The organism is Propionispira raffinosivorans DSM 20765 (assembly GCF_000381065.1).
GTDB classification, from domain to species: domain Bacteria; phylum Bacillota; class Negativicutes; order Selenomonadales; family Selenomonadaceae; genus Propionispira; species Propionispira raffinosivorans.
This window is the reverse complement of record NZ_KB905842.1, coordinates 107,479-127,159: the sequence shown is the minus strand read 5'-3', so window position 1 is coordinate 127,159 and position 19,681 is coordinate 107,479. Positions and strand designations below refer to the sequence as shown.

At 36.9% G+C, this 19,681-nt stretch carries 23 protein-coding genes, 1 pseudogene and 1 riboswitch; of the genes and pseudogenes, 5 read left to right on the top strand and 19 right to left on the bottom strand.

Annotation, left to right across the window (positions count from 1 at the left end):
* Positions 1 to 8: 8 nt before the first annotated feature.
* Positions 9 to 875 carry a DMT family transporter gene (locus F606_RS0104605; RefSeq protein ID WP_019552703.1) on the bottom strand — a complete coding sequence of 289 codons (867 nt, stop codon included), beginning with the start codon at positions 873 to 875 and terminating at the stop codon, positions 9 to 11.
* Between the two features lie 181 nt (positions 876 to 1,056).
* Here F606_RS0104605 and F606_RS0104600 point away from each other — a divergent pair, with 181 nt between their 5' ends.
* Positions 1,057 to 1,608: a helix-turn-helix domain-containing protein gene (locus tag F606_RS0104600; RefSeq protein ID WP_019552702.1), complete on the top strand. Its 552-nt coding sequence runs from the start codon at positions 1,057 to 1,059 to the stop codon at positions 1,606 to 1,608.
* An 81-nt stretch (positions 1,609 to 1,689) separates the two neighbouring features.
* On the opposite strand, the gene F606_RS0104595 is transcribed toward F606_RS0104600, so the two are convergent.
* From F606_RS0104595 to F606_RS0104530, 14 genes are all read right to left on the bottom strand, one after another.
* Positions 1,690 to 2,394 (bottom strand): thiamine phosphate synthase, encoded by a 705-nt coding sequence (locus tag F606_RS0104595; protein WP_019552701.1) that lies wholly within the window; start codon positions 2,392 to 2,394, stop codon positions 1,690 to 1,692.
* A complete protein-coding gene (locus F606_RS0104590; RefSeq protein ID WP_019552700.1) occupies positions 2,391 to 2,696 on the bottom strand; it encodes an MTH1187 family thiamine-binding protein in 306 nt (101 codons plus the stop codon). Before F606_RS0104590 ends, F606_RS0104595 begins: the two co-directional genes overlap by 4 nt.
* Positions 2,693 to 3,535: a hydroxyethylthiazole kinase gene (thiM, locus tag F606_RS0104585; RefSeq protein WP_026329248.1), complete on the bottom strand. Its 843-nt coding sequence runs from the start codon at positions 3,533 to 3,535 to the stop codon at positions 2,693 to 2,695. The genes F606_RS0104590 and thiM overlap by 4 nt, the downstream gene beginning before the upstream one ends.
* Before the next feature lie 98 nt (positions 3,536 to 3,633).
* A riboswitch (TPP riboswitch) is annotated at positions 3,634 to 3,732 on the bottom strand.
* Positions 3,733 to 3,870: 138 nt separating this feature from the next.
* Positions 3,871 to 5,727: a diguanylate cyclase gene (locus F606_RS0104580; protein ID WP_019552698.1), complete on the bottom strand. Its 1,857-nt coding sequence runs from the start codon at positions 5,725 to 5,727 to the stop codon at positions 3,871 to 3,873.
* 464 nt (positions 5,728 to 6,191) lie between these two features.
* A complete protein-coding gene (locus F606_RS0104575; protein ID WP_019552697.1) occupies positions 6,192 to 6,707 on the bottom strand; it encodes a YjbQ family protein in 516 nt (171 codons plus the stop codon).
* A 3-nt stretch (positions 6,708 to 6,710) separates the two neighbouring features.
* The gene (locus F606_RS0104570; protein WP_019552696.1) at positions 6,711 to 7,403 is read right to left on the bottom strand and encodes a triose-phosphate isomerase; all 693 of its coding nucleotides are present in this window, start codon (positions 7,401 to 7,403) and stop codon (positions 6,711 to 6,713) included.
* Between the two features lie 16 nt (positions 7,404 to 7,419).
* The gene (locus F606_RS0104565; RefSeq protein ID WP_019552695.1) at positions 7,420 to 8,244 is read right to left on the bottom strand and encodes a class II fructose-bisphosphate aldolase; all 825 of its coding nucleotides are present in this window, start codon (positions 8,242 to 8,244) and stop codon (positions 7,420 to 7,422) included.
* A gap of 25 nt (positions 8,245 to 8,269) precedes the next feature.
* Positions 8,270 to 8,929 (bottom strand): ribulose-phosphate 3-epimerase, encoded by a 660-nt coding sequence (rpe, locus tag F606_RS0104560; RefSeq protein WP_019552694.1) that lies wholly within the window; start codon positions 8,927 to 8,929, stop codon positions 8,270 to 8,272.
* A 39-nt stretch (positions 8,930 to 8,968) separates the two neighbouring features.
* Positions 8,969 to 9,790 (bottom strand): PTS system mannose/fructose/sorbose family transporter subunit IID, encoded by an 822-nt coding sequence (locus F606_RS0104555; protein ID WP_019552693.1) that lies wholly within the window; start codon positions 9,788 to 9,790, stop codon positions 8,969 to 8,971.
* A gap of 1 nt (position 9,791) precedes the next feature.
* Positions 9,792 to 10,592 carry a PTS mannose/fructose/sorbose/N-acetylgalactosamine transporter subunit IIC gene (locus F606_RS20580; RefSeq protein ID WP_019552692.1) on the bottom strand — a complete coding sequence of 267 codons (801 nt, stop codon included), beginning with the start codon at positions 10,590 to 10,592 and terminating at the stop codon, positions 9,792 to 9,794.
* Between the two features lie 55 nt (positions 10,593 to 10,647).
* Positions 10,648 to 11,127 (bottom strand): PTS sugar transporter subunit IIB, encoded by a 480-nt coding sequence (locus tag F606_RS0104545; protein WP_019552691.1) that lies wholly within the window; start codon positions 11,125 to 11,127, stop codon positions 10,648 to 10,650.
* A gap of 14 nt (positions 11,128 to 11,141) precedes the next feature.
* Entirely contained in the window at positions 11,142 to 11,570 is a 429-nt protein-coding gene (locus F606_RS20575) for a PTS sugar transporter subunit IIA (protein ID WP_019552690.1), read from the bottom strand.
* A 100-nt stretch (positions 11,571 to 11,670) separates the two neighbouring features.
* The gene (locus F606_RS0104535) at positions 11,671 to 11,880 is read right to left on the bottom strand and encodes a type II toxin-antitoxin system RelB family anti-toxin (protein ID WP_019552689.1); all 210 of its coding nucleotides are present in this window, start codon (positions 11,878 to 11,880) and stop codon (positions 11,671 to 11,673) included.
* A gap of 213 nt (positions 11,881 to 12,093) precedes the next feature.
* Entirely contained in the window at positions 12,094 to 12,297 is a 204-nt protein-coding gene (locus F606_RS0104530) for a helix-turn-helix transcriptional regulator (protein ID WP_019552688.1), read from the bottom strand.
* A gap of 151 nt (positions 12,298 to 12,448) precedes the next feature.
* Here F606_RS0104530 and F606_RS0104525 point away from each other — a divergent pair, with 151 nt between their 5' ends.
* From F606_RS0104525 to F606_RS0104515, 3 genes are all read left to right on the top strand, one after another.
* Positions 12,449 to 12,778: a helix-turn-helix domain-containing protein gene (locus tag F606_RS0104525; RefSeq protein ID WP_019552687.1), complete on the top strand. Its 330-nt coding sequence runs from the start codon at positions 12,449 to 12,451 to the stop codon at positions 12,776 to 12,778.
* Positions 12,779 to 13,000: 222 nt separating this feature from the next.
* A complete protein-coding gene (gene tnpA, locus F606_RS20570; RefSeq protein WP_019552686.1) occupies positions 13,001 to 13,246 on the top strand; it encodes an IS66 family insertion sequence element accessory protein TnpA in 246 nt (81 codons plus the stop codon).
* A 236-nt stretch (positions 13,247 to 13,482) separates the two neighbouring features.
* Positions 13,483 to 14,319 carry a potassium channel family protein gene (locus F606_RS0104515; RefSeq protein WP_169558418.1) on the top strand — a complete coding sequence of 279 codons (837 nt, stop codon included), beginning with the start codon at positions 13,483 to 13,485 and terminating at the stop codon, positions 14,317 to 14,319.
* A 173-nt stretch (positions 14,320 to 14,492) separates the two neighbouring features.
* Here F606_RS0104515 and F606_RS22630 read toward each other — a convergent pair.
* The 3 genes and pseudogenes from F606_RS22630 to F606_RS23105 form a co-directional block, all read right to left on the bottom strand.
* A pseudogene (locus F606_RS22630) lies at positions 14,493 to 14,756 on the bottom strand (transposase domain-containing protein); the annotation flags it as partial.
* 536 nt (positions 14,757 to 15,292) lie between these two features.
* A complete protein-coding gene (locus F606_RS22625) occupies positions 15,293 to 15,469 on the bottom strand; it encodes a DUF3606 domain-containing protein (RefSeq protein WP_019552684.1) in 177 nt (58 codons plus the stop codon).
* Between the two features lie 110 nt (positions 15,470 to 15,579).
* Complete coding sequence (locus F606_RS23105; protein WP_154651097.1) at positions 15,580 to 15,732, bottom strand: hypothetical protein; 153 nt, start codon at positions 15,730 to 15,732, stop codon at positions 15,580 to 15,582.
* 226 nt (positions 15,733 to 15,958) lie between these two features.
* Between F606_RS23105 and F606_RS0104500 the strand changes: the two genes are divergently transcribed.
* Positions 15,959 to 16,798, top strand: a complete 840-nt coding sequence (locus F606_RS0104500; protein ID WP_019552683.1) for a hypothetical protein — start codon at positions 15,959 to 15,961, stop codon at positions 16,796 to 16,798.
* Positions 16,799 to 16,827: 29 nt separating this feature from the next.
* Here F606_RS0104500 and F606_RS0104495 read toward each other — a convergent pair whose 3' ends face one another.
* Positions 16,828 to 19,638, bottom strand: a complete 2,811-nt coding sequence (locus tag F606_RS0104495; RefSeq protein ID WP_019552682.1) for a TrlF family AAA-like ATPase — start codon at positions 19,636 to 19,638, stop codon at positions 16,828 to 16,830.
* Positions 19,639 to 19,681: the final 43 nt, after the last annotated feature.

Below are 19,681 nucleotides of genomic sequence, written 5' to 3'. Positions count from 1 at the left end.
CTGTATCATTAAATTTCATTTTTCCGAAATGGATATAGCTCGCTAAAGGCCGCACCGCCCAAAACCAAACTTGCACCAACAACTTGAAGCAAGCTAAGATGCTCATTGAGAATAACTGCGGAAAACAGCAGCGCGGATAAAGGATCAACATAGCTGCAAATCGCCACGGACTGTGCGGGAAGCGCTTGCATTGACGAAAAATACAAATAGCAGGCGACTCCTGTATTAACGATCCCCAAAAACAGAATCGGGATAATTTCTTTGCCGGATATATCCATAGCGCCATGCTGTACACAGAGCATATATAAAGCGATCACCAAGCCAGCTATAATCAATTGAATAAACGTACTTTCCAACCCCGAAAGTTTTGTTACTTTTTTTATAAAAATGATCATTCCCGCATAAAATAGGGCCGAAAGCAATCCATAGAGAAGTCCCATGGACCACCCGGCTGCCAAAAAATCTGAACCATTTACAAATACCATGCCACAAATGACCATAAGAATGCCAATTATTTTGCTTGCTGTCATGCTTTCCTGAAATAAGAACGGTGCGGCAGCGATTACGAGAACAGGACCACAATAATAGGCGAGTGTTGCCGTACTCACACTCGCGAGCTGATAGCCTTGAAATAAACAAATCCAGCTTGCTCCCATCGAAACACCTGCGCCCAGTAAATAAAACCATTGTTTCTTTATCTGCTCCATGTGCAGGTCTTTTCTGCCAATTATAAAAATAAGTCCTAAAAACAAGCTTCCAATAATGGTTCTAGACAACACGATTTCCGAACTACTGAGTGCTATATAACTGGCAACGATGCCATTGGAACCAAAAATAAGCAATGACAATATGTATTTTAAATATGATTTCTTCATGTATCCTTTATTCCTTCCTATTTAAAACGTTACCCTGTCTATTGGCAAGGTTCGAATCATATCTTGCGTTTAATCTTACAATTTTATATAATATACTTAACAAACACAAAATATAATTTACACTTTATATTTTACAATCGTTCATTATAATTGTCAATATAAAGATAGTGGAGGATAAACTATGGAAATCAACCATGTTATTGCTGAAAATTTAAAACGACTTCGTTTAGAGAGAAATCTGAGCTTAGGGCAGCTTGCCAAAAGCTGTGAAGTTAGTAAAGTTATGCTTTCTCAAATTGAAAAAGGTGATACAAACCCAACAATCAATACCGTCTGGAAAATCGCCAAAGGTTTGAAAGTTTCTTATACATCCCTTTTAGAACAGCAACAATCTGACAATCGCATCATTAAAAAAATCGATACAAAAATGCAAGACGTGACCGATCACCACTATCGTGTTTATTGCTATTATGCGAATAATGCCTCCCGGAATTTTGAACTCTTTCAAATGGAATTGGATGAAAATCAAACCTATACCTCGGTCGGACATTCCGAAAAATCACTCGAATATATTATGATTTTAGAAGGAACGTTAACCTTAACCATCAAAGAAGAACAATTCACCTTAGTGGCGGATGATACGATCAGTTTCATCGCTTCGGCAGAACATACCTATCACAATAGTGGTCAAGGTGTTTTAAAAGCAGCAATCATCAACCACTACCCCGCCTAAACAAAAAAAATCACCATCCTGCCATATTTTCACAATACAGCAGAATGATGATGCAGTAACGATATCAGTTGATATGAAATGTTATATGTCAATCGCCGCTTTCCATGCTTCAACCAGCTCAGCAGACGCGATACCGGGCTGCTCTGCTTCCGTTACGGCAGATACAACAAAAAAGCCAGCAACTTTCGTTTTTGCCAGTGGTGGTATATCGAGAAGCTTCACACCCCCGCCAACTACCACCGGAATCGGACTAAGTTTTCGCAGCTCGGTAAGCTCCGCGAAACTTCGGGTAATGATAGCACCCGTCGAATCCAGTCCACAATTTGGCTTCGTCAGAGTCTTATGTAAAGGTCCGGCACCAAAATAGTCAATGGAACGGACATCCACCGTTTTAATATATTCGAGCAGTTCATCCGTTCTTGCCGATAAACCCACAATAGAATCTTCCCCCAAATAGTCACGGCAAATATCCACGGGAATATCGGTTTGCCCGACATGAATTCCATCTACCTTGATACCCATTTTCCTTGCCGCTAAAATAACATCCAACCGATCATTTACTAGTAGAGCAACTTTGTCAGATTTACCTAGACTAGCAATAACAGCAGCCGCCTCACGAGTCAGCTCAATTAGTTCAATCGCCGAAGCCACCTTGGAACGAATTTGGATGCATGTAAAGCCCGCCACAATAGCCGCTTTAATAATTTCTCCAACCGGACGTCCCTTTGTATTTTCAGGACCAATTACAAGATATGCCGAAATATCTAAAATTTTTTTTATACTCATTTTACCTTCTCCAAAATCGTATTCACTTTCTCAACTTTTGAATGGATCATATTCGTAAACCCAGGACGTATATCCGCTTTTAAAACAACTTCCGTACGAATCCCCTTTTCTGCCAGGACAAACGTTGCCGCTTTGACGACACGCATCACTTCATCCCATTCCCCCTCAATCTCCGTAAACATCGATGTTGTGTGATTGGGTAAGCCTGATTCACGAATCACTTTTACCACTTCTGCAACTTCAGCCGACAGCTCTTCGCCTGTGCCACACGGAGAAATCGCAACTGCAACCAATGTATTCATAGCGTAACCTCCTCAAGTTCAAATAAAGTATCCGCAATCTCTTTTCCTGTAGCTTTATAGAGTTCATCCAGAAACTGCGTTTGAAAATGCCCCGGTCCATCGACTTTACGTTCTGCCCGCTGTCCCGCCAAATTATAAACAGCTGCAGCCGTCAAAGCAGCGATGAAAGGAGAGGCTGCACTCAAATAAACGGCAGCCACGCCCCCCAGCGAGCAGCCCGCTCCCGTAATTCTTTCAAAAAAATGCGACCCGCCATGCGCCACAGCAATCACTGAACCATCCGTTATTAAATCCCTTTCCCCCGATACCGCAACAGCCCCGCCAGTCCATTTTGCCAGCGCTACGGCAGCATCTTTCGCCGCAAGAACCGAATCCGTCGAATCAACACCACGCACGTTAGATTGGATCACTCCGCCTGCCAAATCCCACAGACCAGCCAAGGCGATGACTTCGGATGCATTTCCACGGATTACACTTGGTTTATATTGCTTTAACTGGAGCAATAACTTCGTACGAAGTTCACCAATACCAATCGCAACCGGATCAAGCACCCACGGTTTTCCTGCCTCCTGCAAAGCTTTGACCGTCCGCGGCAAAGTCTCTTCGTAAATGGGAAAAAGCGTACCTACATTAATATAGGCAGCACCACCAGCTTTGGCTAAAAACTCCCCTTCATCCGGTAAATAAACCATAGCTGCCGAACCGCCAACAGCAAGTTGTGCATTGGCGACAAGATTGATCGTTACACTATTTGTGATAGATCCCGCCATGGGGTTTGTCTGTTTTACCATTTCAACTGCCTGTATCATTTGTTTTTGAATTTGTTCTTTATCGATCATTTGCACATCGTTCCCTCTATCTTATATTTACATTCCCAGCGAACACAAACCTGTAAACACGTATTAAAAAAGATGCTTGCCGAATCGGCAAGCATCTTTTGCGTCACATGGCTGCTTCCCTACGTCAGTATTAACTAACAGGTTCAAAGGGTCAGGTTTTACCTTCTCAACTCCAAAGAGTCCCCCCACAATTTTATTTATTTTTTATAACGTACCACCTATTGTAACTTCTGTCAATTATCAATATTCATTTTAATCACGTAAGTGCCTCCCCTGACATGTAATCAACCGTTCGTGTCGTATGAGATAGTATGTATTAAACAATACGACCTATTTTACGAATGTATGTCAGATTTACGAATATCATGACAGTGCAATAAGCAAACTTCCCTGGTATTGTCCCAATGTATTTGGGAAGCTACAGCATGCACCCATAAATCGCGTTTCGGAAAGTATATGTCTTTCTGTGCTTGTTCTATCGATTCCGTGAGTAAAAGCATAGGGCAATAATCGCAGGGTTTCTTTTCACAGCTAATGAAGTCATAGCAAGATTTACCAAGTTGATATGTACCAAAAACATCAAGAGATTTTTTGTTTGCAAAAAGAATTTCATGGGTATTCTTGTCAATAACAAAAATAAAAGAATCAATATAGTCCAAAATTTCTAATGCCTGCATATGGGACCGTTTCATTTTATCAAAAGCTCTTTTTTTTAGCAAAAATACACTCAGAATTTCCGCTGTAAAGGATAAAACTTCGATTTCTTCATTTTTCCATAAACGAGGATGGTGATGGCACTCAAAGCCAATGACACCAGCTGTTATGCCGTCATTTAACATAGCACATTCCAGCAATGCCTTGACTGGACTTTTCTTGAAATAGATCTTTAACTCTGCTGGAAGAAGATTGGTATTATCACAACTGAATATGCCATTTTCATCAAAGTGGGCAAAAAATTTCTCAGCCATGGCTTTATCGATATTTTGTAGTTCACTTTGCAAAGAAACGATTCCTTCATTACACCATTCAAACGTATTACAATATTCTTCCCGAGCATTTTTTTCAAGAATAAACGTTCGACTTATATTATATTTCCGGCCAATCATTTCCAGAATAAGATTAATGGCTACATTGGCATCTTGACTACGATATAAAATTTTAAAAATGTATTCAATGACATTTTCATGAAAAGCTTTTTGATTTGGTCTGTTTTTTGCATTGGTAATTTCAAGTGTTCGTGTACTAATATATTGTGGATCTGGTAAATTTTCATGAAAAAAATGAAAATTATTTTTCCCATGTTCTTTCACATAATAAAGTGCATGATCCGCTTTTTGGAATAAATCATCAAAATGAGTCCCATATAACGGAGATATTACAATGCCAATACTAGCGGAAACTTTATAATTCGTGCCGTTGCTATTATATGTTCGTTGCAACAGCTTTATAAGTTCCTGCGCTTTTTTGACAATAAGTTCTTCTGTCGTTATATTCTTAAAAAGTACAATGAATTCGTCCCCACCGATTCGTCCCACGATATCCGATTTTCGAAATGAATTTTGAATGCAGTGTGCTAAATCTGATATAACGGCATCGCCAAACAGATGACCAAAGTGATCGTTGACTTCTTTAAAGCCGTCAATGTCAATAATAAACAAAGCTTGATTCTTATTTTGCAAACGGGATTTTCTTAAATAATCAATAATCATTGCTTGTACCGTTGCTTTATTATAAAGACCAGTCAAGACATCGATCTGTGCTCGATAAAGCAACTTTTCATATTCTTTTTTTTGCAAATTAATATCGGTGATCATGCAAAAAACCCGTTCCGGCAGACCTTTTGCATTACAACGCAAAAGGAGACGAAGCTGGAACCAGCTATAGGCATGTTTTTTTGTTAAAAGCCGCACTTCGATTTTTTTGTAATATTTTGTGTGTTCGATAATTGCATTATTGTTTTGAATATTTTCAATATATGAGGTGAGTTCATCCGTATCCTCAGGATGCATACCAAAAATTTGAGGAATATGATGACTAAATTTTTCCGATGATGGCTCAGTACCAAATTTCAATTTCCAATTTGATGACACATAAAAACGATCGGTAGCAATATCCCATTCAAACATAATAGCCTTACTTAATTCTGCTAAAATACGATAACTTTCCATATCAAATTGTCGTAACTTCTTCACTATACCGCCTGCTTTTCTTTAATAATAGATGCTTGTCTGGCAAAAGCATCCGTGATATTCTTGTAATTTTATTACTTTATACGATGGATGTCCAACTTTTATTATACTATATTGTACGGTCTGCCAGAAGCACAAAAGCACAAAATGTATTGCAATTGGTGATTCTATATACGATTGCTGCCGCTTTGATACACAAGTGACCTTACATAGCTGCTACAATGTCCCGGACGGTATTCCAGACATGTTTTTTACAGACAACCATACTTGTTATTCGAATACCATAAAAAACACCTCTTCCGTAGAAGAGGATACATTTACTCTAAAAGGGCAAAAATAGCCAAAAGTGCAATCCTATTTTTCCAGATTGCACTTTTGGCTATTTTCTTTCTGTATTCATTTTTTCATGAATCAGTCCTGATTCCCCTAAACAATGGCTTCAGGACGGTTGCTTCTATGCCTATGAATTATTCACCCATAACGACGATATTGCATTTTCTGGTACGTGGACGATTCTGATCCCAATCAACAAAATAAAAATAACCCGTAACCTGATTGATTTGAATGCCCCCCTCTTTCACTGCGCAAGTCACACTTTCGCCTAATAACGACCCTTTTAAATGCGCTTCGGTATTAAGCAAGGATCTTCTATCTGGTACCAGGGCGGCATCACAATCTTTTTCACCAAAAGCAACATGTTCTGGTCCTGGATGATGGTATTGCCCTTCCGTAACACAGCGTGGTAATATTTTTTCCAACGTTTCATTTAAATCAACCTGTAGATACTCATCACCACAAAAATCACGATCATGTGAGTATTCCTCATATATCACCGAACAAGTGGTATGCGGCGTTGTAATAACGACAATTCCATTTTGAATCTTACTTTTTACTACAGCTTCACGAACCTCTTTGGTGACTTCATGATACGAAACCCGATTACCATTAGACACCACTTCAATCTCTTCCTGATAAACTGCCATTTTTTATTTTCCTCCAGCCTTTCCTGCCTTTTCTACAGCATCGATCATTTCCCTTAACATCGCCTGCGGATCGTCAGCACATACGATACCACTCGTACAACCAGTGCCTTCGGCACCTTCCATAATCACATGATAAACATCCTCGCCCGTGCGAATACCAGCCGCCTGCATCACCAGAATATCCGGATTAATTGCTTTTATCTGCTGAATTGTCTGCTGGATATAACTCGTCGGGCTGATCGTCGCTTTCCCGATAAGATCGGTTGGTTCACATAGTAAAATATCTGGATTCAGCACCGCGATTGCTTTCGCTTCATCGATAGAATCTGCACACACGATGGTATATAAACCAACCTCTTTTGCCCGTTCCATTGTTTGAACCAAATCGACCAATTTCAAGGAATTTTCGGCATGATTCAAAAATACCGCTCTCGCTCCGGCTTCCGCTAACATTTCTGGAACAATATGGCCCATGCCGCGCCCCATTTTTATACTCTCCATATGCTGTGCCGTCACGATAAGATTTTGTGTGTTTTCCGCGATCCTTGTAAGATCAACAAAGGGCGCCGTAAAAAAAACATCAAAATCTTTTCCCATTGCCGCAGCATCCGCAGTAAGTGCCAAATTCAACAATTTTTTACCACATAAATAGGATTTAGGATTCACCATAAAAAAAGGTTTTCTGATTGGTTTCATGTAAACCGCTCCTTTACTATTTTATTGCTTGTGTATGAAAAACCTTATAATAGCGTCTGAGTACACTCTTCATCCCTTGTTTTGCTAAAGATTTTACAGCAAAATAATCCTTTAGCTGACCCATTTTCATTGCCGAATTCGCCGCTAAAATAAAATCTGTATAAATATTGATCTTACTAATCCCATTTTGCGCACATTTTTCCAGGTTTTCATCACCAGAAGACGACCCGCCATGCAAAACCAGAGGGATATCGACTTTTGCCGCGATTTCACTTAATCGTAAAAAGTTAAGTTTGGGGCTGCCTTTATAAACGCCATGAGAGGTTCCGATAGAAATTGCCAGCGAGTCAACCTGCGTTTTTTGTGCAAATTCCACAGCTTCTTCCACCGATGTATAGAAAGATTCATCCGTTTTACTGAGTCCAACTCCCACATGACCAATTTCACCTTCTACCGTGACCCCCTTATGATGTGCATATTCCACAACATTTTTAGTGGTTTCTATATTTTGCCCGAATGGCTGGGTAGATGCGTCAATCATAACCGACGTAAATCCATAATCAATCGATTTTGTGATCGTCTCAAAAGTCACACCATGATCCAAATGCAATATAATGGGAGTATTTGTTTTTTGTGCATAAAATTTTCCCAGCATAGCTGCTTCCTCTAATGATAAATACGTCGAATGCGACTCTGCCCATGATAAAATCAATGGCAATTGCAGTTCACTGCTAACTTCCGTGTAAGCCTCCGCCGACAACTGATCCACAAAATCAGTCGCTGGTATCGCATATTTGTTTTGTTTCGCTTGAAGTAAAAATTCTTTTGAACCTGTAAGCATTGTTCCATGCATCTCCCTATTTCTTTCATTGTAAATCTTGCGCCCGTTTCAATTTTTGAATTGCTTCTTTCATATCCGGTGCTTCATACACGGTTGTTCCTACTGCCAAAATAGTTGCACCTGCTTGAATCGCTTGTCTGGCTGTCACAAAATCAATGCCGCCATCCACTTCAATCTCCGTCGCTAAAGACTGCGCAGTCAGCAGTGATCGCAGCATGCGAATTTTTGCAAGTACAAATGGTAAAAATTTTTGTCCACCGTAACCCGGATTTACCGACAATAACAATACACGATCTACGGTCGGCAATACTTCTTCGATAAAAGCTAACGACGTTCCCGGTGCAAGAGCAATGCCTGCCTTCATACCCAATTTTTTTATATTTTCGATGATTTGATACATATTTGATGCTGTTTCTGCCTGAAATGTGCATATACCAGCACCTGCTTCGGCGAATGCTGCAATTTGCCGTTCCGGTGCCGTCACTTGTAAATGGACATCAAAGGGAATATTCACCTTATCCCGCAAAGAAGCGGTAACCATTGCCCCAATCGTGATACTGGGAACAAAATGTCCGTCCATCACATCAATATGAATTGAATCTGCACCAGCCTCTGCTGTCCGTTTCACCTCATGCGACAAACAGGAAAAATCTGCCGCCAGTATGGATGGTGATATTTGTATCATAAAAAACACCTTCTATTTCTTTTTCTACCCTCTATAAAATTACAAAATCCAGAATACACCGCCAACCATACCAACCAGAACCATGATTCCGGTAACAAGAGTCGGCTTCATTTGACGATTTTTCAACATGTACAAAGTCAATAAAGTAGCACCTAATGGCAAAATTCCCAAAAATAATTTATCAAACACTTCTTTTTGCATGCCCATGCTTAACGCACCCATTTGAATGGTCTGCGGACAAGATACGGTAACAAATTGCGCGGCTAATGCACCTAAAACAACAGCCCCCATACACGAAGCCCCCGTAATAACTTTTTTGATCTGATTACCACCCAGTACTTTTTCAATTCCTTCACGACCAAGTCCATAACCTTTCATAAAACACATGTAACCGATTGGAAACATAATACACGCCATCAAAACGGAATAAACAAGTGGTCCCATCAAATTCCCCTGTGACCCCATACTAAGACCAAATGCCAAAAGAATTGGCGTCAAAGTTCCCTGCCACAACGTATCACCGATTCCGGCAAACGGCCCCATTAACCCTGTTTTTATACCATTAATAGCCTCATCCGTAACAGGTTTCCCCTGCGCACGCTGTTCTTCCATCGCTAAAACAATGCCGTGTATAATACTGCCAAAATGCGGTTCCGTATTAAAAAACTGCATGTGCCGTTTCAATGCGGCTTTATATTCCACTTTGTTATCCCCATACAGTTTTTTGAATACATTCTTAAATGAAAACACAACCGCTGTTGCCATTAATCTTTCATAATTATAATTGCAATTTGAAAAAAGTATCCATCTCCAATAAGCAATCACTAAATCCTTTTTGGATAAACTTTTCTGTTCTATCATTTTAAAAGTCCTCCTCTTCCGTGCTATCCCCGGCACTGGCCAAAGCTTCTTCTGCCGGATGACTTAATTGCGTATAGAAAAAAGCGATAATTGCCGCTATAACAGCAACTGCCGTAATAGGCAATTTGAAATAAATGATAAAAATAAACCCTAAAATGAAAAACGGTATTGTTCCCGTACGTCCAATAGCCCTAAGATTCATCGCAATACCAAGTGCTGGCAGTAAACCACCAATAACCTCTAAAACATGCAAAGGCGTACTTGATAAACTAGCAATAATATCAGCGACTGCATCCGCGCCATAATAAACAGCAATCGTCGCTGGAATCACACTAAGAAAGAACAGTAAAATCTGTGGCGGCCAAACATGCAAAAAGCAAATTTTATCCAAATCCCCTTTTTCAGCCGCTTTATCTGCCATATGCACAAACGTAACATCTAACGTCATATGGGCGATCCAAATCATAGTTCCCAACAATCCCAAGGGCAAGGCAATGGTTACTGCCGCAGCCGGAGATACGCCGGCAACCATAGCCCAGGCCGTCCCGACATATCCAGCAAGTCCTGGGTCCATCGGCTGAGAGCCTCCGGCAGATATAAAGGCGATATACGGCAGTTGAATCGCTGCCCCAATGATACAGCCGCTAACTGGATCACCCAGAATAAATCCTACGATTGTACCAGCTACCAGTGGTTTATAAAGAATGGATAAACTGCCGATGCAGCCAAAAAACAGTGATCCAGTTTGACTTAAATAATAGAATACGCCAATTAAGGCTGCCTGCCAAAATTCAATTGTCATTTTTATCACTCCATTTTAATAAAATATGTTTCGCTAAACGAAGCTTTCCCGAAAACTATACCAGCGTAGCAACATCTGTTTCCGTATCATCCGCGACAATTCGCACAGAAACTTTTGAACCTTTTTCTATTAATGCTTTTAACATGCCGCGTTCTTCCTCCGAAGCTGAAATATTCTTATAAAATTTCTTTCTCGTACCGCGAATTCCCATACCACCTATATTAATATGTTCAAAAATAATTCCAGCTTCCATTAACTCATACAAAGTTTTCGGAAATTTAACCAGTATAATGCACTTATCTTTTTGAAAACCTTTTTTCAAACGAGGAATCGCTTTTGCAACCGTGAAGGCTGCTACCTTAACATCATCCGGCACACACGTTTTAAATACACTTTTCATAAACGGATCAACGGCAGATTCATCATCAATAATCATGATTTTATTAGCTCCCGTATAATTTAACCACGAAGTCATAACCTGTCCGTGAATGAGTCTATCATCAATCCGCACCAAGACAATTCCGCTTATATACATGCTAAAAGACCTCCTTAAAATTCTTCTTCCGTATTTTGTTGCTCAGCTTCTTCGATTACATTTTTCAAGCTCAAAATACTATTGGTGCCGATGATGATGCAGCGATCCTTTAATTCTTCTACTGAAATAGACTCTCGATTTGTAAGAGCTTCAATCAGCATTGGCATATTAACGCCCGTGATGCAGGGGAAATATTTCTTTTTCATACACCGCATCAGCGTATTAGCTGGCGTACCACCCAGAAAATCACAGAATCCCAATACACCATTCCCTGTATCGATTTCATCGAATAAGCCAAGCAGTTTCTGTTCAAATGTCTCAATGCTGTCCCCGTGTTTTAAACCAATGGCTTTTAAATTCGACTGTTTACCAAGAATCAGTGTAATTGCCTGAATCAGTTCCTGTCCTAAATCCGCATGTGTCGCAATTATAATACCAATCACGTTGTTCACCTCCTTCCGTTGATTTTCCAAACTCTCAAACATCCCCGAATTCCACACCACCTCCTTTATTTAACAGAATTTTCCGATTTTAATTTTTAGTTTATGGCCTGCGGACTTTTACCTGCAGGGCAATCTCAAAGCCTAATGCCTTAGCCAGCTTTTCTAACGTTTCAATCGTTGGTATCACTTTTTCATTTTCAATATTGGATATATGCTTTTGACTGACGCTGCTTTTCAAAGCCAATTCGCTCATGGTAAGATTTTGTGCTATACGTTCCTGTTTGATATAAAGTACCAAGTCCCGTATCACGGTTCCTCACCTCGATGTTTTAATTTTCCTTATGACAATTACTTTTCATAAAGCTCTAAATAAAATGGTTATTTTCATTCGTAAAAGCTGTATCTCATTCCTATTGTTGTTATACTGAATTAAAGCCATTAGTTTACGACAGCTCCGCCTTACGCCGCCTCAGTATTTTGGAATAGAACTCTGTTCTTTATCAATTTGGAAATATTATAACTTTTAGTCATAATATTTTTCAAAAAAAAGCCATTCTACTGTAACATTATAGAGTTTTGCTAATTTTATCTTATTATCATCATCAAGAGACCTGTTACCAACTTCTACTCTACATAACATAGATTGCGAAATATGAATCATTTCCGCAACTTGCTTTTGTGTAAAGTCCAATTCTTCTCTTTTTTGAATAAGCCGATTGTATTTCATTCCAATTCACCTACATATATAACTAAAAATCATTTTATGATTTTATTATATATGTCTTTTGGTCATATGTCAATATTTTTATGACATTTAGTTATTAATAATTCAATATTACTTTTAGTCATATTATAATAATTTTCAAGAGGTGATATTCGTGAAAAAATTTGGAGAAAATATTCGTAAATTAAGAGACCGTCACGATATGACGCAAGAAGCTCTCGGCAAACTTTTAAATGTCACACAAAGTACAATTGCTTATTACGAATCGGGTAAAAAACAACCTACCTTAGAAACCTTAATTATTATCGCTGATTATTTTGAAGTCAGCACCGATTTCTTACTTAATAGAACTAATCTCGTAAGTACTGCATTAGAAATTTCAAAACCCGACATCGAACTATTAGATAAAATCAATAAATTATCCGATGAAAACCGCAAAGAAATTGAATCCTATATCAATTATAAAGGAATGCCTCCAAAATAAGCTATACAAAAAAAGCGATATAAACTAGGCTTGTGAGTGCCTAATTTATATCGCTTTTTCACGGGTGAAGGATACCGAACTTAATTGCACTCTATCCAAATCAAAATAATCATATTATAAGGCAGTGGATAGCAGAACGTTATCTGGGATGAGATAATATACCAAAGTAAAGTTTCTCAAGTTTTTATAGTTTACTGGAAAACTTGGAGGAGGTATATTTCCTTGGACACAAAGCAAGTTGCTCGTCAATATCGTCTGGAAAAATGGTCTGCACTTATCACGGAGCGACAGACCAGCGGTTTAAATGTTCGTGAATTTTACAGGGAACGAAATATTAAGGAACGCATTTATTACTATTGGTTAAAACATATTTGCGAAGCGGCTTGCAACAACATGCCAACAGTTTCAGCACCAGTCTTTGCTCCGGTTACTCTTTTACCCTATGAGACGCTTACTTTACACACTTAATGATTTAAAATAAATTTCGTTGTTTGATCTGTTACGCAGAACCGTATCATTTATAATAGCGAAAAAACTCCTGTAAGGATTCTAGCGTGGATCGTTGCAGGAGTTTTGTATGTTTCTGGAAAATAGTACTAAAGAGAGATTATAGAGAGGTAATCATTATTTTAATCATGAGGATTTGAAGAAGATTCAGAAGGGAAACTATTATGTTTATTTCATATATCAAAAGAGGCTTATCAATGGCTGGTAGCCATTATGTTGCAAAACCATTATTTATTGCTTTCTTATCAATTCTTGTTGCATATTATTTACCAGATTTAACAGCTGGAATGATTGAACGAAGTATGCCGGATTTTCCTAGCATTGAGCAAACCAAAAAAATCGATTTTTATGAGTATGTTCAACTATTTAGTATGATGTTAATTCTTATTTTTAGTTGTTGGACATCCTTTTACGGAATTTATGGACTTATTCGATATACGATGTTTCAAAAACATCAGGGGAAAAGGAAGCTGATATTAATTATAGTTACATATATGTATATGATTATTGGCTTTGCCAATACCTATTTTTTAGTCAGCTATGTGGGCGATGGAGGTGATGCACTGTATAAATTCCAAAATTATTATAAGTTATCCCAAAATAAAGAAACTAAAGAGTTGATGATTCAAAAAGAACTTCGTGTATCAAATTCAAATGCTCTTTTTGGAATAAAAGATAAGCTATGGTCTGGAGTTGATACTAAGGAACAACTCCAGCTATGGAATTCTGAACTATTTAATGAAATATCTGAACCACTTCCGGTTGATTTTATTTTTAAAGGAATCGAATATCCGGAGCCTAAAATTGTAAGATATTTACCTGATAATAAGATATCTATATATACAGATTGTCTATATTTTAGTACGATTACCATAGCCTCAGTAGGGTATGGGGATATTATACCACAGTCAGGTTTAGCCAAGTTTCTTGTCTGTTTAGAAACTATAATGGGACAATTGCTTTTGGCGTTAGGCATTGCCAGTGCATATTCAGGAATTTCAAACACGAGCAAGAATAATCGTATGGCAAATTAAAGTATGTTTAGAAAAATCAAATGACGGTCCATTTTCTCAGGAGATGGGCACATATTGATTTAAGGATAATACTACAATTAGTTTATAGTAAGCATACAACCAAACGTGTATATAAAAATAGCAGCCGTCGATGTATACTCAGAATATGAATATCAAGCGAACGACTGCTATGCTTATTTACAGATTTGCTGTATTTTTTCACTCCACGGAAGATGCTCTTCTAAAAGTTGCGGCTCTCTCAGAAACGGGATATTGGGAAGCGTTTCAAACAGATACTTCAAATATTTGTACTCGTTTATTTTATTAGCCTTGCACGTTTCTATAAGGCTATAGATGACTGCACTTGCTGTGGCACCTTTAGGACTGCCACTAAACAGCCAATTTTTGCGTCTGATTATAAAAAGTCGGATGCTGTTTTCTGCCCAATTATTTGAAAGTTACGCGTTTTGCTTTGGGAAATGGTTGATTGCCAAATACTTGCGCACCGTTTTGCGATCACAAGAAAAGGTTTTTACTATTTGTGAAATATTGAGACCTTTCTCAAAGAACGCTTTTCTGATATCTGATATAATCAATTTGGGTCATTGTGAGCATCCTCCAGTCCCCCCCCGTTAGTGTTTTGTCACCTAAGAAGGGTAGTATTTGGTTCTTGTTGCAATGGCTTTTTGCATTTTTGAGGAATTCTGTTTTGCATAAGTGGGGATTTTTATTTGCAACGTTGTCCTATTTCATTATGCCATAAACAGCGTAAATTCGAATCTATGCAAGATGACCATCAAAAGCAAAAAGAAAAGTAGACGCTTTCCTATTGGGGTCACATCAAATATTAGCTGTTTTTCTTATAATTTTTTATTGGATATAAAAATCAAAAGAGGATATAGATTGAGCATGTTTTTGCCCAATCTATATCCTCTTTTGATTTTTAACAATTGACGGCTATTCACCTATTAATTTAAATAAAATCTTGACCCACTTATTTATTTAAATATTTTTTTACATCTGCCACCGATGTCTTTACAGCTTTAACAGCTTCTTCTAATTTTGCTTTATTACACCCTAAAACGTCGCACCAGTAGTTTACTTCATAAGGCTCATGAATATTAATTCTCGATGAATCTAACGGTCTCTTTTTAGTTTTATCATCTGGCATAAAAAAACATCTCCTTATATATTATAAAAATGATTTAATAACCAGTACTTATAATATCACTTTCACTATTTATGTCAATAAACTTTTCATACAAACTGTTACAAGCAGCTTCATGAATACGTTTTAGCCAGTAGTAATAATAGTTCCTTAATATTTCGGTCCTTACAAAATTCACGAACATTTAAACCGCTGGTCTGCCGTTCCGTGATAAGTGCAGACCATTTTTTTAGACGATATTGGCGAACAACTCGTTTTGTATCCAAGAAAATATACTTCCTCCAAGTTTTCCAAGTAAACTATAAAAACTTAAAAAACTTTACTTTGGTATATTATCTCATTCCAGCTAGAGTGTTGCTATCCACTACCTTATAAGACGCTTACTATGCAAAAACAGCCAAGGAACTGCAACGTATAAAAGAACTGACTACTGCCCGTTATGGTATTCCTGATAAAACGCATGAGCTGGCCGAATGCAGCAAAAAAATAAAGTTGCTTACTGAAGAAAGGAACCTTCTTGGTAAGCAGCTCAATAATTATCGCCGTGCAATAGATGGTGAAAGCAAAGAAAAGATTGATGATATTTTCAAAGTTTTACAGCAGGAAAATGATAAAAACCAGCACCAAAGTAAACAGTTTTATGCAGAATATCTTTCATTCAAAAAGCAACTTGCCAACTACAGTGAAGTTACACAAAAAATTAGCACAGCAAATATGAATATTATACTTTTCACGGACAAGCTCCCTGCAACATTAAATCGCAAATGTAAAATTGACGGTAACCAGCCAATTTTCAAGCTAAAAATTTTGGTTTATAAGGGTGATTCCTATGCCCTTTTTGAACAGATTCCGCCTACAGTAAATCCATCTAAAAATATAGATAATAGTTATACAGTTACTGCCGTAAAACTTGGCGACAATATAAGCCGTGGCACGGTCCCCAAATATGAAGTTCAGTTGATGACGAACAACAACGATAAGTGGAAAATTCAAAGTGCTTACATTCCAATCAAAAATGATTCTACACCTGAAATTGTCCGACTCTATACTCTTCATGAATCACAGCAGAAAAATGCAATTTTACAAAATAATTTAGTAAGGCATTCTCATCCTATTTTACAGGCTGCCCGCAGTGAGCAGAAGCAAGCAATTTCATCTCATATTTCTGCACTCGCTGAAAAACTTATTTCAGAGGAAAAAGACATTCATTTGGATGCCCTTTGCATAACGAATCTGAAGTTAAAGACAAGGCAAAATTCGCCGAAGATAAGATGTATCAGGGATGGGACCTATAATAAAATAAAAGAATACTATTATAGGCCAAGCGTCTAATTCAAAAGCAAAATTTTATTTTTTATATTTCAGTTAAAATATTTTATTCGCCGAAGAGTAAATGCGGGCATTGTGCCTTCTAATACATCGACAATATGCTTATTAATATCTGGATTCTCAATGCTGCCACTTTCATAAAAAATTTGTGAGTTTTGTTTATCCATTTTCGCATAGATAATTTGTTCAGTATCACATGCTACAGCTAAATTAGGATTATGTGTAATAATAATTACTTGTCGCCGTTCTTTTGCTTTACGAATGTATGGTACTAAATGATTAAAAACGGAATAATTATCTAAATTATCTTCTGGTTGATCGATAATTAGTGGTAATTTACTTTTATCTAAGAATAAATAAAAAATAAGTAAAAGTGCTCCTTTTTCCCCAGGCGATAACTGTTCTAAATGCGCCGCACCTAATTTCAATTCATATGAGACATCTAAATAATTGAGGCCAAATAAAAAATTATATAATTCAGATCGATTTTTTACAATAATATCTGTTCTAGTTAAATCCTGAGTAATACTCTGATAAAATTCATCAATAAAATTAATCACACCATCTTCTTTATTAAAATCGTAATTTTCTATTATATCTTTTACTTTTTGGCGACCTTCTTGTACTCCTTTAAAATCACTTAATACAGATTGTTTTATATATCCCAAAAATTCGTCTACAAAACTTTTCTTCAATTTTTTAGTTACAGTGAAATTCAAAATCTCATCTGTGGCATTCTGAGGAGAATTTTCAAGATTTATATATTCTAAAACAGGCTCATAAATTTCTTGGTATATCTGTGCTTCTTCCTGCTTTCCTTGATATATACGCTTTACACTTTCTAATCTATTCGCCCGAGCTATTTTTAAGTCAACTCCTAATTTTGCATTCAAATAATCTAAATTACTTTGGAGTTCTTTTTCTTCAACTATAAAATTATCACATTGCTTTTTCCAACTTGCTAACTCTTCTACATACTTGTGATAGGTCTGTTGCTCAGTTGACATTTTCTGAGTAATGGCAGATTTTTGTTTTTCTAGCTCTTGTTCTTGAAAAAACAAAGAACTCCTATCGATTCCATCTTTATTTAAGAAAATATCCAACTTTTCCTTTTGTTTGTATAAAGTTTCTTTGTAGTTGTTTAGTGAATCTGTGTCAATGATAAGATCTAATACTATCGAAATGTGAATGTCAGCTTTAGATAATTCCTCTTGCAATTTATTTTTCTCGTCTTGTATATTAGTTTTAAAAGCCACAACTTTTTCTATAACATTATCGATAGCGCTAATTTGCAGCACTATCCTATTTAAAATATTTTGTTTTTCATTAATTTGTTGTTGTATTGCTTTTATCTGATCCGCTAAACTTTGAATTTGATCTGATATCCCAATACTTTCAACGGGTTTTATTACGTCCTTCGGTTTATTTTTTTCTATAGCTTCTCGTGTTTCTTTTTTTAATTTAAGTTGTTTTTCAATGTTTTCTTTATAGTCCGGAACAGCCATTTTTTCAAGCTTAATTATTTTCGTATTACTTTCCTTGAGCTTAACAGTCTCAGTTTGAATACGGCTATTAATAGCATTGCATCTATGTTCAATTAATTCATCAAATGATCTTTTTTGTAAGCGTTTTTCTTCTGGTAAATACGAAAAAACAATTCTATTTATCTCCGTTTTAAACTCATCATCAAGACCATTACATACAGTTTCAATAAATTTTTGAGGTAAATACTGTACTTCTTCTATATCAGTAAGAGCTACATTGTCATTCAAATTTTTGCTTATAACTCTCCCGTCAGACCATGTAAGAGTAGCAGAAAAATTTTGAGCTTTTCTTTCTGGAGCTTTTCTAAACCTCTCTTTATGTAAAAAAGAAAAATTTTCTTCTTGTTTACTCTTTCCGACAAGAGCAATAATATCTCCTAATGCACTTTTTCCACTTCCCTTATTCCCAATAATTGCAATAAGACCAGAATTTAAAGGCAATTCAGCAGAAAACCATTCAATAGGATAATCTTCATCGGAACGAACTATTTTTATACTCCGCAAATATTTAGACTTATTATTATTAAATTCATTCACCTTAGGCGGTATTATACCAATATAAATTCTTGTTTTCGGTTCATAAATAGCTTGCTTTAGTCCATTAAAAGTAGGATCTGCCTTTATCCAACAATAAGCTTTTAAAACATATTCTGAAATTTTATGATTATCGGAGCAAATTATCATCGGCACAGGTTTACCAAACACAGGAAAAGCGTATTTTTTATATACATCTTGATCCTTTTCTACGCCAATTTCAAATAGATCAATTTTTTCAGCTATATCTTTCTTTTGAGCAAATATATGATTAACAGAATCCGGTAATTTATCTATGCTATTGCTTTTTTGTCCTGAATGAATAGTAGTGATCCCCCCTAATTCATGTACAAGTGCAATAGTATCCAATAGATCGCAATATACCTCATTGATTTTTTTTCCTTTTCCTTCAATTTGATTTATATTTGTTTTATTTTTAATTTGCCCCCATATATATTCTATATTGCTATCTTCAGGGAAAACAGCAATGAAATGGACGGGATCCTTGCCTTGCGCATCTGATAAAAATTCGATGCCTGGAAGAATAGTAACTTTACCCGATCCAAGTTCTTGCAACTCCTTTATCTGCTGAATATTCATGACGTGATGATCAGTCACAGCTGCTACACTTATTTCATTTTCTACTAATTTATCAATAATATCTTGGTTCGTAACACTCTTATCTTTATAATCATATGATGATGGTGTGTGTAAATGTAAATCCCATTTTCTCCATTCAGAACCAATATCATAACTTATAGACATGTTTTCTCCTCCACAACTATTAGATTTGAATATACTGTTCAAA

What these genes read in the sequence shown, in the direction of transcription:
- F606_RS0104575 (WP_019552697.1), bottom strand. Translation starts at nt 6,707, where the DNA reads ATGGCAGTTTATCAGGAAGAGATTGAAGTGGTGTCTAATGGTAATCGG.
- F606_RS0104530 (WP_019552688.1), bottom strand. Translation starts at nt 12,297, where the DNA reads ATGAAATACAATCGGCTTATTCAAAAAAGAGAAGAATTGGACTTTACA.
- F606_RS0104600 (WP_019552702.1), top strand. Translation starts at nt 1,057, where the DNA reads ATGGAAATCAACCATGTTATTGCTGAAAATTTAAAACGACTTCGTTTA.
- F606_RS0104565 (WP_019552695.1), bottom strand. Translation starts at nt 8,244, where the DNA reads ATGCTTACAGGTTCAAAAGAATTTTTACTTCAAGCGAAACAAAACAAA.
- F606_RS0104545 (WP_019552691.1), bottom strand. Translation starts at nt 11,127, where the DNA reads ATGTATATAAGCGGAATTGTCTTGGTGCGGATTGATGATAGACTCATT.
- F606_RS0104555 (WP_019552693.1), bottom strand. Translation starts at nt 9,790, where the DNA reads ATGATAGAACAGAAAAGTTTATCCAAAAAGGATTTAGTGATTGCTTAT.
- F606_RS0104515 (WP_169558418.1), top strand. Translation starts at nt 13,483, where the DNA reads ATGGCTGGTAGCCATTATGTTGCAAAACCATTATTTATTGCTTTCTTA.
- thiM (WP_026329248.1), bottom strand. Translation starts at nt 3,535, where the DNA reads ATGATCGATAAAGAACAAATTCAAAAACAAATGATACAGGCAGTTGAA.
- F606_RS0104595 (WP_019552701.1), bottom strand. Translation starts at nt 2,394, where the DNA reads ATGAGTATAAAAAAAATTTTAGATATTTCGGCATATCTTGTAATTGGT.
- F606_RS0104605 (WP_019552703.1), bottom strand. Translation starts at nt 875, where the DNA reads ATGAAGAAATCATATTTAAAATACATATTGTCATTGCTTATTTTTGGT.
- F606_RS20580 (WP_019552692.1), bottom strand. Translation starts at nt 10,592, where the DNA reads ATGACAATTGAATTTTGGCAGGCAGCCTTAATTGGCGTATTCTATTAT.
- F606_RS0104570 (WP_019552696.1), bottom strand. Translation starts at nt 7,403, where the DNA reads ATGAAACCAATCAGAAAACCTTTTTTTATGGTGAATCCTAAATCCTAT.
- rpe (WP_019552694.1), bottom strand. Translation starts at nt 8,929, where the DNA reads ATGATACAAATATCACCATCCATACTGGCGGCAGATTTTTCCTGTTTG.
- F606_RS0104590 (WP_019552700.1), bottom strand. Translation starts at nt 2,696, where the DNA reads ATGAATACATTGGTTGCAGTTGCGATTTCTCCGTGTGGCACAGGCGAA.
- F606_RS0104495 (WP_019552682.1), bottom strand. Translation starts at nt 19,638, where the DNA reads ATGTCTATAAGTTATGATATTGGTTCTGAATGGAGAAAATGGGATTTA.
- F606_RS22625 (WP_019552684.1), bottom strand. Translation starts at nt 15,469, where the DNA reads ATGCCAGATGATAAAACTAAAAAGAGACCGTTAGATTCATCGAGAATT.